Raw genomic sequence first — 16,100 nt, forward strand, 5'->3', positions numbered from 1 at the left:
CAGTAATGCCCAGCCGACCGGTACTAATAGGCCGAGGGCTTGTCCCAACACCGTACAAAACACCTCAAAACATTGAGCATGAAGTACACAACAGCGCACGCGTCCACTAACCAGTTCCCAGACAACACACCCGTGTTGGATCTGGACAGATGAACTGAATACACATGGCTTGGACATTCCAAGGACCGTGACCCCACGAGAGATTCGTGGTGATGTCACAGGCCCGGGAGTGTTCGCAAGAGTTACGGCGGCCATAGCGAAAGGGAAACACCCGGTCCCATCCCGAACCCGGAAGTTAAGCCTTTCAGCGCCGATGGTACTGCGATGGAGACGTCGTGGGAGAGTAGGACGCCGCCGGACCTACTTTGAAGAAGAGGCACCACAAACAGTGTGGTGCCTCTTCTGCATTTCAGCCTGCACCGATTGACGCCGGTAGGAGACGGAACTACTCGCCAGTGTCGTCAGAGGACGACGTCGGGAGCCAAAGGAGTCATCAGCTCTGAGTCGACCGAGCGCATGAGGACCCCGAGACTGGGCTTCGGCTGGAAGGACGTGGCCTTCTCGGGCAGCAGTCGGATGGCCCCCATGATGCGGTCCGGGAGACCGTGGTCCGGGGCGGGCAGCAGAATCGACACCGAGTTCAGCCCGGCAGCCTTGATGGCGTCCTCGACCGAGTGGTGGTGCTGCACGGCGGGCTCCCGCTCGAGCAGCGGGACCAAGGTGTGGTGCAGGTCCTCGACGGGGCTGCTGTGCCCCGGGAGCTCGCTGGTGTCGACACTCATCCACCGGTCGCCGTCCGTGGCGATCCAGGTGGTGCCACCCAGGGCCTGGAGGGCAGCCTCAGCACGCGGGAACTGCGCGGTGGCGCCGGCAGCCTGGGCTGCGGCCGCCAGGGCGTCGAGGCTGGTGCCCACGAACGTACGGTGGATGGCCCCCAGGAAGAACGGGGTGTCGTCCTGGTCGACCACCATGGTCAAGCCACGGTCCCAGGCAGTGCCGGGATGGCTCTCCTGGAGACGCAGGTAGGCCGCGTATCTGTGATGGCCGTCGGCGATCATGAAGGTGCTCGTCGCCAGTCCGGCCTCGATCGTGTCGAGATGCGCCGGAGTCGTGATCCGCCACAGCCGGTGGTGCTGGTCCGCGCGGTCCGTGAACTCGTGGTCGGGCACCTGGCGCATGATCTCGGCCTGGAGAGCCCGTACGTCGGCCGGGCCGCGGTGGACCAGCAGGATGGGGGCGGGATTGAGCCCCATCTCGTGCATCCGATCGGCCAACTCATCAGCTTGCTCGGGGTGCACCGCCTCGTGCGGGAAGACGACTCTCTCCTCCGTCGTCGCAGCGCGTGAGGAGAGATCCATTCCGCCCACGAGTCCGCGGATCGTCATCCCGTGGACGGAGTATTCGTGCAGGTACAACGCGGGCTCGCTGTCGAGCTGCACGTATCCCTCTGCCTGCCATTCGGCGAGCCGCCGGGCGACGTGGTGGTACGGCCGGGCAAAGGCTCGAGCGGTGGCCGGGTTGGCCACCTTCTGCGGGGACAACCGGACGCCACGGAACCGGCGCAGCCTGAAAGGGCGCGCTGGTGATGCCGGAACCTCGACTGCCGGAGGTCCTTCGCCGTTGACGTGCATCGAAGCATCGTAGGGTGCTGGCGAAGCAACCCTGCAAGGAGGACCACCGTGTTGCTGGAATCTCGTCGCCCCCTCGTCGAGGAGTTCGACCTCTTCATGGTCGACCTGGACGGAGTCGTCTACATCGGCGGGCGTGCGGTGGCCGGCGCCCCCGAGGCGCTGTCCCGGGTGCGTGCGGCCGGATCGAAGGTGGCGTTCGTGACCAACAACGCGTCGCGTACAGCGCAGACGGTGGCGACCCACCTGAACGAGCTCGGGGTCGAGGCCGCGGCCACCGACGTGGTCACCTCGTCGCAGGCTGCCGCAGGCCTGCTCGTACGCGAGTGGGGCGTGGGGGCCCGTGTGCTGATGCTGGGCGCCGAAGGGCTTCGGGAGGCGTTGGTGGCGGTTGGTCTGGACCCGGTGCTGGACGTGACCCGTGACGACGTGGTGGCCGTGGTGACGGGGTTCGGTCCCGATGTGCTGTGGCGAGACGTGATGCGGGTGGCGGTGCGTATCCGCCAGGGTCTGCCGTGGGTGGCCACCAACACCGACATGTCCTTTCCCACGGACTACGGCCAGGCCCCCGGACACGGGGTCCAGGTGGAGATGTTGAGTCAGTTCTCCGGAGTCACTCCGCAGGTGGGGGGCAAACCCTCACGGCCGCTGCTCGACGAGACGATGGCTCGCGCCGGGACCACGTCGGCAGTGATGGTGGGCGACCGCCTGGACACCGACATGGAGGGTGCCCACAACGTCGGAGTGCCCTCCCTGCTCGTGCTCACCGGTGTCACCGGTCTGGCGGAACTCGTCGCGGCGACACCGCAGGAACGTCCCTCGTACATCGCAAGCACCCTCCAGGGGATCTTCGAACCCCATCCGGTAGCCACGACGCGCGTCACCCCCGGCCTCGTCACTGCTGCGTTGGACGGGTGGGAGGTCACGGTGACGGCCGATGGGCACCTGTCGGTCCGTGGCGGCGGAGACGGCGATGACTGGTGGCGCGCCGTGGCGAGCGCCGCCTGGCGTCACCAGGACGAGGGCAGGGGAGTGGTACTCACAGGCAGCGTCGTGCCGCCGAGCGAACCAGTCGCCCGAGACGGGTAATCTCGACGCATGAGCGAATCGTCCCGGTCGGCAGATGAGCGCCCAGTGTCCATCGAGGTCGACGACGAGGCCTCGGCGGCCGTCGATCGTGGCGCTGCGTCCGAGCGGACTGGACTGCCCGAGGTCGACCGTGTGCTGGCGGAGATCGAGTCGGTGGGGGAGTTGCCGGTCGCCGATCGGGTCGAGGTGTTCGAGCGGGCGCACGAACGCCTGCGGCGCGCGCTCGACGCCGATCCCACGGCCGGGATCGCCGAGGCGGTGAAGGAGTAGTGCCGCCACGCCGCCTCAGACTCGACCAGGAACTCGTACGTCGTGGTCTGGCCCGCTCCCGGGAGCACGCCAGCACTCTGATCGCCGAAGGTCGGGTCAAGGTGGCGGGCGCGGTGGCCACCAAGCCCGCCACGGGTGTGACCACGGACGTTGCCCTCGTCGTCTCCGAGGACCCTGACCGACCGGACTTCGCCTCCCGGGGTGGCCACAAGCTGGTGGGCGCCCTGACGGCCTTCGAGGAGCACGGCCTCACTGTCGAGGGGAAGCGTTGTCTGGACGCCGGGGCTTCGACAGGCGGATTCACCGACGTGCTGCTGCAGCGAGGTGCCAGGCAGGTGCTGGCCGTCGACGTCGGGTACGGACAGCTCGTGTGGCGGCTGCAGCAGGACGAGCGCGTGGTGGTGCACGACCGTACGAACATCCGCGACCTCGACCTGGACCTGGTCGCAGGTCCGGTCGACCTGGTGGTCGGGGACCTCTCGTTCATCTCCCTGCGGCTGGTCCTGGACGCACTCCTCGCGGTGACGGCTCCCGACGGAGAGCTCGCTCTGATGGTCAAGCCACAGTTCGAGGTCGGCAAGGACCGGGTGGGCAAGGGCGGGGTCGTCCGCGACCTCGGGCTGCGTACCGAAGCAGTGGCCGCCGTGGCGACGGCGGCAGCGCAACGGGGCTGGGGAGCGGTGGCGGTGGCAACGAGTCCCCTGCCCGGCCCTTCGGGCAACGTCGAGTTCTTCCTGCTGCTGCGCCGAGGTGAGGCAGCGATCGGCGAGGAGGACATCCGCGCCGAGGTGGAACGTTCCGCATCTCTCGGGGTTCCCAGTGAGAGGGTTGCTCCGTGACCTCCGAACCGCTTGCCGTCCGTCGTGTCCTCCTGCTGGTGCACACCGGACGTGAGGCAGCCATCGCCGTCGGCCGCTCCTTCGTGGCGGCGCTGACCGGGCACGGCATGGTGGTTCGTCTGGTCGACAAGCAGGCTGAGGAGCTGGGGCTCGACCTCGCCGAGCTCGGGCCCGCCATCGAGGTGGTCCCCGAGGGGGAGGACGTGGGCGACGACTGCGAGGTGGCCCTGGTCCTGGGCGGCGACGGCACCATCCTCCGGGCCGCCGAGTACACCCACCGCAGCGGGACTCCGCTGCTCGGGATGAACATGGGTCATGTCGGCTTCCTCGCCGAGGCCGAGGTCGAGGACGTCGAGACGACCATCGATGCGCTCGTGCACCGCCGCTACACGACCGAGGACCGGCTCACTCTCGATGTCGCGGTCTACCAGGGCGAGGAACTCGTCGCCCGGACCTTCGCCCTCAACGAGGCCAGCGTCGAGAAGGGGTCGCGTGAGCGGATGCTCGAGGTGGTCGTCGGAATCGACGGGCGGCCCTTGTCCCGCTGGGGCTGCGACGGAGTCGTCTGCGCCACTCCCACGGGCTCCACGGCCTACAACTTCAGTGCCGGCGGTCCGGTGGTCTGGCCCGGCGTCGAGGCGTTGCTCATGGTCCCGATCAGCGCGCACGCCCTCTTCGCCCGTCCCCTGGTGGTGGCACCTACCTCGGTGATGGCGATCGAGGTGCTCGCCGGCAACCAGGGGGCCGGGGTGTTGTGGTGCGACGGACGACGCACGGTCGACCTGCCTCCCGGCGCGCGCATCGTGGTGAGTCGTGGACACCGGCCGGTCAGGTTGGTGCGCCTGCACGAGGCGCCGTTCACGGACCGCCTGGTGGCCAAGTTCGGCCTGTCGGTGGTGGGCTGGCGTGGTTCGGCCGAACGACGGCTGCGCTCGGACAATGAGCTGGTCTCGCTCGATCATTCGCCCCCGAGCAGTGCGGTCGCGACGACGACGGAGGACTCCGGTGTTTGAGGAGATCAGGATCAGTTCGCTGGGCGTGATCGACTCCTCCACCCTGGAGTTGGGCCCCGGACTCACCGTCATCACCGGTGAGACCGGCGCCGGCAAGACGATGGTGGTCACCGCACTCGGGCTCCTCCTGGGCGGGCGGGCGGACAGTGGCGCGGTGCGTCGCGGGGCGTCCTCGGCCCGGGTCGAGGGCGTCGTGGTCACCGAGGGCCTCGAGCGCTTCGTCGACGAGGTCAACGAGCACGGCGGCGAGGTCGAGGAGGGGCGAGTTGTCCTCGCCCGCAACATCTCCGCCGAAGGACGCTCCCGGGCCTGGGTCGGCGGCGCCGGCGTGCCCGCGACCAAACTGGCTCAGATCGCCGAGCCACTCGTGGCGGTGCACGGTCAGTCCGACCAGCACCGTCTGCTGAAGGCCTCGGCGCAGCGGGGAGCCCTGGACCGCTACGCGGGGACGGAGGTCGAAACCGCACTGGCGGCCTACCGCGTTGCCTGGCGGCGTCTGACGGCGGTGGAGTCCGAGCTGCACGAGGTGGTCACGAGCGCGCGGGAGCGGGCACGCGAAGCTGATCAACTGCGGTTCGCCCTGGAGGAGATCGAGAAGGTCTCCCCGGAGCCGGGTGAGGACCTGGCGCTCGCTGCCGAGGAGACACGGCTCGGCTTCGCCGACACCCTGCGCGTGGCGGCGGAGACCGCCCGGGAGGCGCTCTCCTCGGACCAGGGCACGCCCGACGCGCTGGGAGCCGGTGCTGCGGCCCGAGCCGCCCTGGACGGCGTACGCGACCACGACCCGGAGGCGGCGGGGCTGGCTGACCGTCTGGCCGAACTGACCTACCTGCTCTCCGACCTCGCGGCCGACGTCGCGTCGTACGCCTCCTCGCTGGAGACCGACCCGGCCCGGCTCGCGTCGGTGAGCGAGCGGCGGTCCGACCTCATCGGCCTCACCCGGAAGTACGGCGAGACCATCGACGAGGTTCTCTCCTGGAGCCAGGAGGCGGCTCGTCGTCTCTTCGAGCTCGACGACACCGACGACCGGGTCAACGCGTTGCGTGAGGAGCGCGCGTCCTTGCGTGCGGAGTTGGCAGAGATCGGTGCTCAGCTCTCACGACTTCGCACCGATGCTGCGGTGCGCCTCGGTGCCGAGGTCAGCGATGAGCTGACGCTCCTGGCGATGCCGCACGCGCGGCTCGAGGCCGTCGTGTCCCAGACCGAGGCGAGTCCCGGCGAGGGGGGGACGGACACCAAGACCCTCGAGGTCGACGGCAGGCACCTTCGGTGCACGGCCACGGGGCTCGACGAGGTCGAGTTCCTTCTGGCCGCCAATGCCGGAATGAACCCGCGACCTCTGGACAAGGGTGCCTCGGGCGGTGAGCTCTCCCGAGTCATGCTGGCTGTCGAGGTCGTGCTGGCCGCCACCACGACCGTGCCGACCTTCGTCTTCGACGAGGTCGACGCGGGGGTCGGGGGCAAGGCGGCGATCGAGATCGGCCGGCGCCTCGCCAAGTTGGCCCGCACCTCGCAGGTCCTCGTGGTCACCCACCTGCCACAGGTCGCAGCGTTCGCCGACCGACACATCGTCGTGGCCAAGGCGAGTGACGGCACCGTGACCACTTCCGGGTTGCACACCTTGGCGGAGGACGAGCGGGAGCGCGAGCTCTCCCGGATGCTCGCAGGGCTGGACGACTCGGACACGGCGTTGGCCCATGCCCGCGAATTGATCGAGACCGCGCGGACCGCGACTCGCTGAGGCGGAGAGCCTGCGCCGTTGGGCCGTTGCGGTTTGTCACCATGGACGAGCCATGAAGTTTGCCTCCAGAACCCGTCCCTCGTCCGATCTGCCCGGAGTCCTCGGGACCGCCCGGGTCGATCGGCGCATCCGTGCCCTGCTCCCTCGCCTGCGCGAGGGGGACGTGGCGGTCATCGACCACCTCGACCTCGACCGCGCCACCGCGCAGGCATTGGTGGACGCGGGGGTGAGAGCGGTGCTCAACGCCTCCCCGATGAGTTCAGGGCGTTTCCCCAACCTCGGTCCCCAGGTGCTGGCGGACGCCGGCGTGGTGATGGTCGACCGTCTCGGCCCTGATCTCTTCGACGCGGTGCGCGAGGGTGAGTCCCTGCGCGTGGACGGAGGCACGATCCACGCTCCGCGGGAGCGAGTCCTGACCGGGGAGGTGCTCGACGCGGTCGGCGCCCGGCAACAGTCCGCGGACGCCCGAGTCGGTCTGGCGCACCAGCTCGACAGCTTCACCCACAACAGTTCTGAGTTCCTGCGACGTGAGCAGGATCTCCTGCTCCACGGGCAGGGAGTGCCGACCCCCGCCACCAAGATCGCTGATCGTCCAGTGGTCGTGGTGGCTCCCGGGCGTGACCACGCGGAGGAGCTGAAGGCCATCCGCCGCTTCATCGTGGAGCAGGGCCCGGTCCTGATCGGAGTGGACCGGGGCGCGGACGCGCTCCGGGCGGCCGGCCACCGGCCTGACGTCATCGTCACCTCGGCCCGGGTCACCGATGAGGAGACACCGGACCCCAAGACCCTCAAGTCAGCCCGTGACGTGGTCCTGCGGGTGGATCGGGGTGCCTCACGCACCGTCGGCGAGCGGTTCACCACGTGGGGTGTGCAGCCCCTGCTCTTCGAGTCCAGCGCCACCACCGAGGACGCCGCCCTGCTCCTCGCGGACGCGGGGCAGGCCAGCGTCATCGTCGGAGTGGGCATGCACGCCACGCTGGACGAGTTCCTCGACCGGCAACGCTCCGGTCTCGCCAGCACGTACCTGACCCGCCTCAAGGTCGGCCCGCGACTCGTCGACGCCACTGCCGTACGCACCGTCTACTCCGGTCGCGTACGTCCCCGGCACCTCCTCGCCGTCCTGCTGGCCGCGGGTGTCGCGCTCGCGGCGGCGATCGGCACCACCCCGGTGGGACAGGAGTGGGCCGACGCGTTGGCCACCCAGTCCTCCGACCTCATCGACTACCTGCAGGGGATCTTCTCGTGATTTCGTTCCGTACCCATGTCGTCACCCTCGTGGCGGTCTTCCTGGCCCTGGCCATCGGCGTCGTCCTCGGCGGAGGGCCCCTGAGCGAGATCGGTCGCGGCGCCGAGAACACCGAGGCCCTGCAGGCGGACGTGGAGAAGGCCCAGGCCGAAGCCGCGTTCGGCGAACGGTTCGCCACCGATGCCTCCGCGGTCCTGTACACGCAGAAGTTGGAGGGCCGTGAGATCACGGTCGTGACGATGCCCGGAGCGGATCCTTCCCTGGTGGAGACGCTCACCGACGAGATCGACGGCGCCGGTGGCGAGGTGGTCGTCACCCAGGAGCTCGGATCGAGCTTCGTCAACCCCACGGAGAAGTCCCTGGTGGACACCCTGGGCAGCCAGTTGATGACCCAGCTGCCGAACGGCACCGTGAGCGCGGACGCAAGCACCTACGAGCGCGCGGGTGAGTTGCTCGGTTTCACCGTGGCCACCCGGGGCGAGCAGACGGTGGAGCGGTCTGCCGAGAGCGAGGCCGTTGCTGACGGGCTGACGGGCGCCAACCTGTTGCCCGAGGTGGCATCGGGCTCGGGCCGTGCCCCGTTGGTCCTGGTCGTCCTGGGCGACGAGGTCACCGGCGACGGGGCCGACGCGATCCTCGGTGGGATCGTCCGTGGTCTGGCCGCCAAGTCACGCGGAGTGGTGCTGGCCGGTCGCACCACCTCGGACGACAGCCAGCTCGCCAGGTTGCGGGAGGCCGACGAGCTCGGGGCCGCGAGCTCCGTCGACGGTGTGGAGACCGCCGCTGGACGGGTGGCGACCGTGCTGGCCCTGGCGCGGGCGTACGACACGCAGGGTGGAGCCTTCGGTGCCACAGGTTCGGACGGATCGCTCCCGCTCGGGTAGCATCGAAGCCCGTGAAGAGTCGCAGAGCCACCAAGCACGTTTTCGTTACTGGAGGAGTCGTCTCCTCACTCGGCAAGGGCCTGACGGCTTCGAGTCTGGGCAGTCTGCTGAAGGCGCGCGGCCTGCGCGTGACGATGCAGAAGCTCGACCCGTACCTCAACGTCGATCCGGGCACCATGAACCCCTTCGAGCACGGTGAGGTCTTCGTCACCAACGACGGAGCCGAGACCGACCTCGACGTGGGTCACTACGAGCGGTTCCTCGACACCGATCTGAACCAGATCGCCAACGTGACGACGGGGCAGGTGTACTCCACCGTCATCGCCAAGGAGCGCCGCGGCGACTACCTCGGTGACACCGTCCAGGTCATCCCGCACATCACCAACGAGATCAAGGACCGCATCCTCGCCATGGGCGGGGACGACGTCGACCTGGTCATCACCGAGATCGGTGGCACCGTCGGTGACATCGAGTCCCTGCCGTTCCTCGAGGCCGCGCGCCAGGTGCGCCACCAGATCGGCCGGGACAACTGCTTCTTCATCCACGTCTCCCTGGTGCCCTACATCGGCCCCTCGGGTGAGCTCAAGACGAAGCCGACCCAGCACTCGGTCGCTGCCCTGCGCAACATCGGTATCCAGCCCGACGCCATCGTCTGCCGCGCCGACCGTGATCTCCCCGAGGGCATCAAGCGCAAGATCGCGCTGATGTGTGACGTCGAGGACGAGGCCGTGGTGACCTGCGCGGACGCTCCGTCGATCTACGACATCCCCAAGGTGCTGCACTCCGAGGGCCTCGACGCCTACGTCGTACGCCGTCTCGACCTGCCCTTCCGTGACGTCGACTGGACCACCTGGGACGACCTCCTGCGTCGGGTGCACCACCCGAAGGAGGACGTCACGATCGCGATCGTCGGCAAGTACATCGACCTCCCAGACGCCTACCTCTCCGTGGCTGAGGCCCTGCGCGCCGGCGGCTTCGCCAACGAGGCCAAGGTGCACCTGCGCTGGGTGGCCAGCGACACGTGTGCCACGCCGGAAGGCGCGCTCAAGCAGCTCGGCGACGTCGACGGCATCCTCGTTCCGGGCGGCTTCGGTGTCCGCGGACTCGGGGGCAAGCTCGGAGCGTTGACCTTCGCCCGGACCCACCAGGTGCCCGTGCTGGGCATCTGCCTGGGCCTGCAGTGCATGGTCATCGAGTACGCGCGCAACGTCCTTGGCCTCGACCAGGCCGACTCCACCGAGTTCGACCCGGAGACGCTCGTCCCGGTGATCTCCACGATGGCTGAGCAGAAGGAGTTCGTGGAGGGCGGGGGAGACCTGGGCGGCACGATGCGCCTCGGTGCCTACCCCGCGCGGCTGGGGGCAGGCACCTTGGCGCGCGACCTGTACGGCAGCGACCTGGTGGAGGAACGTCACCGTCACCGCTACGAGGTCAACAACGAGTACCGCGACCAGCTCAGTGAGGCCGGGATCGTCTTCTCCGGTGTCAACCCCGACCTGGACCTGGTCGAGTTCGTGGAGTTGCCGCGCGACGTGCACCCCTTCTACATCGGCACCCAGGCACACCCCGAGCTCAAGTCGCGTCCGACCCGGCCGCACCCGCTCTTCGCGGGCCTGGTCGAGGCCGCGATCAAGCGCCAGAAGGAAATGCTCATCCCTGTCGAGCAGGACGCCTGAGTCACATGCCTGAGGAGTTGGCGGACCGGCCGGAGTCCTGGCCGGTCCACAGCTCCCGGGACATCTATCGCGATGCCTGGGTGGTGGGCGTCCGCGAAGACGTGATCAGTGCGCCGGGCAAGCCTGAGCACACCTTCGCCCGGATCTCCGTGGAGCATCCCGGGGCAGTCATGGTGCTGGCGATCGACGACGACGAGAACGTCTTCCTCCTGCGCCAGTACCGGCACACCTCGGCGCACGTCTTCGTCGAGATCCCCGCTGGCATCCGCGACGCGGAGGGCGAGCCCGCCGTCGAGACCGCCAAGCGTGAGCTGCGCGAGGAGGCCGAGCTCTCCGCGAGCTCATGGACACCCCTCCTGAGCACCTTTCCCTCGGCGGGCATCACCGACGAGGTCCACGAGATCTTCCTGGCGAGGGGCCTGAGCTCGGCCCCCCGAGGGGATTTCGAGCTGGAGCACGAGGAAGCCGAGATGGAATCGCTCTGGGTGCCGTACGAAGAGCTCCTGGAGGCCGTCCTCGACGGACGCGTCAGGCAGGGCCCGCTGGTGCAGGCCGTGCTCGTCTACGACGTGCTGAAGCGGCGAGGGCGTCTGTGAGTGCCAGCGGCCTGGTCCGCGCGGTGCGCACCTACCTCGACCACCTCGGCGTCGAGCGCGGACTGGCCGTGAACACGTTGTCGTCGTACCGCCGCGACCTGCGGCGCTACGTCGACTTCCTCGCCAGCCGTGAGGTGCACGAGCTCGACCAGATCGACGAGGCGACGGTGGCCTCCTTCCTGGTGCACCTGCGCGAGGGTTCTGAGGAACACCCCGCGCTCAGCGCGACCTCGGCGGCGCGCACCGTGGTCGCCGTACGCGGCTTCCACAAGTTCGCGGTGCGTGACGGCCTCACCCAGGTCGACCCCGCCTCCGCCGTGCGTCCTCCGACTCCGGACAAGCGGCTGCCCAAGGCCCTTCCGCTCTCCGACGTGGAGGCCATCCTCGAGGCCGCCGGGGCTCCCGACACCGTGCTGGCGCTGCGGGACCGCGCGCTGCTGGAGGTGCTCTACGGGACCGGAGCCCGGATCTCCGAGGCGGTGGGTCTCGACATCGACGACATCGACCTCGTGGACCGCACCGTGCTGCTGCGTGGCAAGGGCGACAAGGAGCGTCTGGTCCCCGTGGGGTCGTACGCCGTGGAGGCGGTGGAGGCCTATCTCAGGCGTGCCAGGCCCGAGCTGGTGTCGCGGGGCAAGGGGACGCCCGGGGTCTTCCTGAACGCCCGCGGCGGGCGTCTGTCGCGACAGAGCGCGTGGTCGGTGTTGGTGAAGACAGCAGACCGGGCCGGGGTGACACGCGACGTCTCCCCGCACACCCTGCGACACTCCTTCGCCACGCACCTGCTCGACGGCGGCGCGGACGTGCGCGTCGTGCAGGAATTGCTGGGGCACGCGTCGGTGACCACCACCCAGGTGTACACACTGGTGACCGTGGACAACTTGCGCGAGGTCTTTGCCACCGCCCATCCGCGGGCGCGCGGCTGATGACGACGAAGGCCTGGTGGGACGGAGTCAAGGACGAGGACGCGTTGTACGACGCGTTCAACGAGTGGGCCACCGGTGAGGGGATCGAGCTCTACCCCCACCAGGAGGAGGCGATCCTCGAACTCCTCTCCGGCAGCAACGTCGTGCTCGCCACCCCCACCGGTTCGGGCAAGTCACTGGTCGCCTTCGCAGCGCACGTCTCCGCCCTGGCCACCGACCGGGTCTCCTTCTACACCGCGCCGATCAAGGCTCTGGTGAGCGAGAAGTTCTTTGCGTTGTGCGAGACCCTGGGCGCCGACAACGTCGGCATGCTCACCGGCGACGCCTCGGTCAACGCCGACGCCCCGGTGATCTGTTGCACCGCTGAGGTGCTGGCCAACATCGCTCTGCGGGAGGGCAAGGGCGCCGACGTCGGGCTCGTCGTGATGGACGAGTTCCACTACTACGGCGACCCGGAGCGCGGATGGGCGTGGCAGGTCCCGCTGCTCGAGTTGCCGCAGGCACAGTTCCTCCTGATGTCAGCGACCCTGGGCGATGTCTCCGCGCTGAGCGAGGACCTGACCCGGCGCAACGGCCGCGAGACCGCGCTGGTCGACGAGGCCGAGCGGCCCGTCCCGCTGCACTTCTCCTGGTCCCTGACCCATCTCGACGAGACGCTCCAGGAGCTGGTCGAGACCCATCAGTCCCCGGTGTACGTCGTGCACTTCACCCAGGCAGCGGCCGTCGAGCACGCTGCCTCGCTGATCAAGCCGCTCGGCAAGGCAGCGCGGGCCGAGGAGATCCGCGACAAGATCGGTGACTTCCGGTTCGGTGCCGGTTTCGGCAAGACCCTCTCCAAGTTGCTGCGGCTGGGCATCGGCGTCCACCACGCGGGGATGTTGCCCAAGTACCGGCGACTGGTCGAACAGTTGGCGCAGGCCGGGCTGCTCCGGGTCATCTGCGGGACGGACACGCTCGGAGTGGGCATCAACGTCCCGATCCGCACGGTCCTCTTCACCGGCCTGTCGAAGTTCGACGGCACCAAGCAGCGGATCCTTCGCAGTCGCGAGTTCCTGCAGATCGCCGGTCGTGCAGGTCGTGCCGGGTTCGACACCATCGGCTACGTCGTGGTCCAGGCCCCGGAGCACGTCATCGACAACGAGCGCGCCAAGGCGAAGTCGGAGGCGAAGAACGCCGCCAACCCGAAGAAGAAGTCGAAGCCGCAGCTGAAGAAGCCCCCCGAGGGCAGTGTCGTGTGGACCGAGCAGACCTTCACCAAGCTCGTGGAGTCGAAGCCCGAGCCGCTGATGTCGCGGATGAAGGTCGACAACTCGATGCTCCTCAACGTGATCGCTCGTGAGGAGAACACCTTCGACGTGCTCCGCAAGTTGCTGCAGGACAATCACGAGGAACGGCGCAACCAGCTCAAGCTCTCGCGGCGTGCGCTGCGCCTGGCCCGCAGCCTGCTGCACTCCGGGGTCCTGACCCGGCTCGAGGAGCCCGACGAGTTCGGTCGCCGCTACGTCCTCACCCTCGACCTGCCGGACGACTTTGCCCTGAACCAACCGTTGTCCCACTTCGCGCTGGCGGCCCTCGACGTCCTCGACCCCGAGGCCGACTCGTACACACTGGACGTCGTCTCGGTGATCGAGGCGGTGCTGGAGGGGCCGCGTCAGATCCTCTTCGCCCAGCAGCACGCTGCCCGGGGCGAGGCGATCGGTGAGATGAAGGCCGACGGCATCGAGTACGACGAGCGCATGGCGTTGCTGGAGAAGATCACCTGGCCGATGCCGCTGGCGGAGCTGCTGGGGGTGACGTACGAGATGTATCGCCGCACCCACCCGTGGCTCCCCGAGGACGCGTTGTCCCCGAAGTCGATCGTGCGTGAGATGTATGAGCAGGGGATGGGCTTCACCGACTTCGTCGGCCGCTACCAGCTGGCCCGTTCGGAGGGGTTGGTGCTGCGCTACCTGACCGATGCCTACCGGGCCCTGCGCCACTCGGTCCCGGAGAGCAACCGCAACGACGAGCTCGAGGACCTGCTCGAGTGGCTGGGCGAGGTCGTGCGGCAGACCGACTCCTCGCTGCTCGACGAGTGGGAGGCGCTCTCCGACCCTGACCACGTCCCCAGCGTGGTGGCCCACCATGAACCGCCGACCAACCCGCGCCCGTTGACGAAGCGCGAACGGGCCCTGGGCGTGATGCTGCGCAACGCGATGTTCGCCCGGGTGAACGCCGTGGCTCGCGACGACCTCGATGCCCTCATGTGCCTCGAGCGTGAGGCGGCCGATCGGGTCGAGCCGCCGCGCGGAGTGCAGATGACTCGTTCCTCGTGGGACGAGGCCATCGAGGAGTACTACCAGGAGCACGAGACCCTCGGCACCGACAGCGGGGCCCGCGGTCCTTCCTACCTGCAGATCGGTCCTGAGGAGTTGGGGGAGCCGGTCGGTGCGGACGAGGAGGACGAGCCGGTGCGGATCCGTCGCGTCCTGCAGACCCTTGCCGACCCGGAGGGCCACCGTGACTGGGTGATCGAGGCGGTCCTCGACTGCGACGCCACCGACGCTGCGGGTGAACTGGTCCTGGCCACCGCGTCGATGCGTCGTACGGGCTGAGCCCTCGCCGCGGACCCTCCACAGGGTTCTGCACAGTTGACTTCGGCCTGTGCACCCAGCGGGGGCGCTCGTGCACAGATTTCCGCACGCAGGGACGGGTTTCGGGAGTCGCCTTGTGGGGGTCCGACGCCGCACCCTAGAGTCGCGACAGAAGGCGAGATGTCGCCGTGTCGACAATAGAGCGGGGCCAGATGAGCGTGCAGGGATCGATCCCGGGTTTTCCGGAGTCAAGTGCCAGTCCAGCGCGGTCGCACGTTCCGAGCGCAGACGGTCCCAGCGTTGGCAGTCCCACAGCAGCCACCCCCCACGAAGTCGGAGACGAGCCCCGCGTGAGCGATCCCATCGCGTTCCCCATTCCCGTGACCCGGGACATGGAGGTCGGCCCCACCGGTCGACCGATGCCCGACTTCGGAGTCCCGGCCCCCCTGACCACGCACGGCCCGGCGCGCGTCATCGCGATGTGCAACCAGAAGGGTGGTGTGGGCAAGACGACCACGACCATCAACCTGGGGGCGGCGTTGGCTGAGTACGGCCGCAAGGTCCTCCTGGTCGACTTCGACCCGCAGGGTTCGTTGTCGGTGGGCCTGGGCCTCAACCCGCACGAGATGGAACTGACCGTCTACAACCTGCTGCTGCAGCGCGACGTCGAGGTCGACGAGGTCGTGGTGCCCACCGCCGTGCCCGGCATGGACCTGTTGCCCTCCAACATCGACCTCTCGGCCGCCGAGGTGCAGTTGGTCCACGAGGTCGCCCGCGAGCAGACGCTGCAGCGCGTCCTGGCGCCGGCGATCGAGAAGTACGACGTCATTCTCATCGACTGCCAGCCCTCGCTCGGCCTGCTGACCGTCAATGCGCTGACCGCTGCCGACGGTGTGCTGATCCCGCTCGAGTGCGAGTACTTCGCGCTGCGCGGTGTCGCTCTGCTGAAGACGACGATCGACAAGGTCCGTGAACGGCTCAACCCCAAGCTGGCCATCGACGGCGTCCTCGGGACGATGTTCGACGGGCGTACGCTGCACAGTCGCGAGGTCATGGAACGCCTGGTGCAGGCGTGGGGTGACAAGGTCTTCCACACCGTCATCCGTAGGACCGTCAAGTTCTCCGACTCCACGGTCGCCGGCGAGCCGATCACCTCGTACGCTTCCGCCTCGGCCGGAGCCGACTCCTACCGCCAGCTGGCCAGGGAGGTGTCTGCCCGGTGGCTCGACGAGTGAGCCTGCCTGCAGCGGACGACCTCTTCCGGCCCACGCGCGACGCGTCCGGCGAGAAGGCCGTGCGGGCCGTCCCTGATGCCGACGACACGAAGACCGGGACCGGCTCGGCCACTTCCCGTGAGCGGGTCGCGCGCGCTGCGGCCCCCAAGAAGGACGTGGCCCCCCGGTCGAGTGGCCGGGTGCGGCACGACGAGAAGATGACGGTCTACATCACCTCCGACGAGCTTCTCGAACTCGAGCACGCCCGGCTGTCGTTGCGGAGCGCCCACGGACTGGCCATCGATCGCGGACGCATCGTTCGTGAGGCCGTCGCCATGGTGCTCGCTGACTTCGCGGAGCACGGTGAGGACAGTGCGCTGGTCCGCCGACTGAGCGAGGAATGAT

At 68.7% G+C, this 16,100-nt stretch carries 14 protein-coding genes and 1 rRNA gene; 14 read left to right on the plus strand and 1 reads right to left on the minus strand.

Annotated features, from left to right (window positions below; all coding sequences use genetic code 11):
- Positions 1-243 precede the first annotated feature (243 nt).
- Positions 244-360, plus strand: a 5S ribosomal RNA gene (gene rrf / locus DNK52_RS11865).
- A 101-nt stretch (positions 361-461) separates the two neighbouring features.
- Here the strand turns inward: rrf and DNK52_RS11870 are convergent.
- Positions 462-1,541: a DUF1015 family protein gene (locus tag DNK52_RS11870; protein WP_162598751.1), complete on the minus strand. Its 1,080-nt coding sequence runs from the start codon at positions 1,539-1,541 to the stop codon at positions 462-464.
- A 138-nt stretch (positions 1,542-1,679) separates the two neighbouring features.
- Here DNK52_RS11870 and DNK52_RS11875 point away from each other — a divergent pair, with 138 nt between their 5' ends.
- The 13 genes from DNK52_RS11875 to DNK52_RS11935 all read left to right on the plus strand — a co-directional run bounded on the left by DNK52_RS11875 (position 1,680) and on the right by DNK52_RS11935 (position 16,099).
- Positions 1,680-2,717 (plus strand): HAD-IIA family hydrolase, encoded by a 1,038-nt coding sequence (locus DNK52_RS11875; protein ID WP_239455532.1) that lies wholly within the window; start codon positions 1,680-1,682, stop codon positions 2,715-2,717.
- Between the two features lie 9 nt (positions 2,718-2,726).
- Positions 2,727-2,987 carry a hypothetical protein gene (locus DNK52_RS11880; RefSeq protein ID WP_162598752.1) on the plus strand — a complete coding sequence of 87 codons (261 nt, stop codon included), beginning with the start codon at positions 2,727-2,729 and terminating at the stop codon, positions 2,985-2,987.
- A complete protein-coding gene (locus tag DNK52_RS11885; RefSeq protein ID WP_110241245.1) occupies positions 2,987-3,826 on the plus strand; it encodes a TlyA family RNA methyltransferase in 840 nt (279 codons plus the stop codon). The genes DNK52_RS11880 and DNK52_RS11885 overlap by 1 nt, the downstream gene beginning before the upstream one ends.
- Positions 3,823-4,839 carry an NAD kinase gene (locus DNK52_RS11890; RefSeq protein ID WP_110241246.1) on the plus strand — a complete coding sequence of 339 codons (1,017 nt, stop codon included), beginning with the start codon at positions 3,823-3,825 and terminating at the stop codon, positions 4,837-4,839. The genes DNK52_RS11885 and DNK52_RS11890 overlap by 4 nt, the downstream gene beginning before the upstream one ends.
- A complete protein-coding gene (recN, locus tag DNK52_RS11895) occupies positions 4,832-6,580 on the plus strand; it encodes a DNA repair protein RecN (RefSeq protein ID WP_204163516.1) in 1,749 nt (582 codons plus the stop codon). The genes DNK52_RS11890 and recN overlap by 8 nt, the downstream gene beginning before the upstream one ends.
- Before the next feature lie 52 nt (positions 6,581-6,632).
- Entirely contained in the window at positions 6,633-7,826 is a 1,194-nt protein-coding gene (gene steA, locus DNK52_RS11900) for a putative cytokinetic ring protein SteA (RefSeq protein ID WP_110241248.1), read from the plus strand.
- On the plus strand, positions 7,823-8,710 hold the full coding sequence (locus DNK52_RS11905; RefSeq protein ID WP_162598753.1) for a copper transporter: 888 nt from the start codon (positions 7,823-7,825) through the stop codon (positions 8,708-8,710). Before steA ends, DNK52_RS11905 begins: the two co-directional genes overlap by 4 nt.
- A gap of 11 nt (positions 8,711-8,721) precedes the next feature.
- Entirely contained in the window at positions 8,722-10,386 is a 1,665-nt protein-coding gene (locus DNK52_RS11910; RefSeq protein ID WP_110241250.1) for a CTP synthase, read from the plus strand.
- 5 nt (positions 10,387-10,391) lie between these two features.
- Positions 10,392-10,982 carry an NUDIX domain-containing protein gene (locus tag DNK52_RS11915; protein ID WP_110241251.1) on the plus strand — a complete coding sequence of 197 codons (591 nt, stop codon included), beginning with the start codon at positions 10,392-10,394 and terminating at the stop codon, positions 10,980-10,982.
- On the plus strand, positions 10,979-11,908 hold the full coding sequence (gene xerD, locus DNK52_RS11920; RefSeq protein ID WP_239455533.1) for a site-specific tyrosine recombinase XerD: 930 nt from the start codon (positions 10,979-10,981) through the stop codon (positions 11,906-11,908). Before DNK52_RS11915 ends, xerD begins: the two co-directional genes overlap by 4 nt.
- Complete coding sequence (locus DNK52_RS11925) at positions 11,908-14,502, plus strand: DEAD/DEAH box helicase (RefSeq protein WP_110241252.1); 2,595 nt, start codon at positions 11,908-11,910, stop codon at positions 14,500-14,502. Before xerD ends, DNK52_RS11925 begins: the two co-directional genes overlap by 1 nt.
- A 371-nt stretch (positions 14,503-14,873) precedes the next feature.
- A complete protein-coding gene (locus tag DNK52_RS11930; RefSeq protein WP_110241604.1) occupies positions 14,874-15,716 on the plus strand; it encodes a ParA family protein in 843 nt (280 codons plus the stop codon).
- A complete protein-coding gene (locus DNK52_RS11935) occupies positions 15,713-16,099 on the plus strand; it encodes a hypothetical protein (RefSeq protein ID WP_110241253.1) in 387 nt (128 codons plus the stop codon). Before DNK52_RS11930 ends, DNK52_RS11935 begins: the two co-directional genes overlap by 4 nt.
- Position 16,100: the final 1 nt, after the last annotated feature.

The sequence above is a fragment of the Nocardioides gilvus genome (genome assembly GCF_003194605.1).
Taxonomy (GTDB): domain Bacteria; phylum Actinomycetota; class Actinomycetes; order Propionibacteriales; family Nocardioidaceae; genus Nocardioides; species Nocardioides gilvus.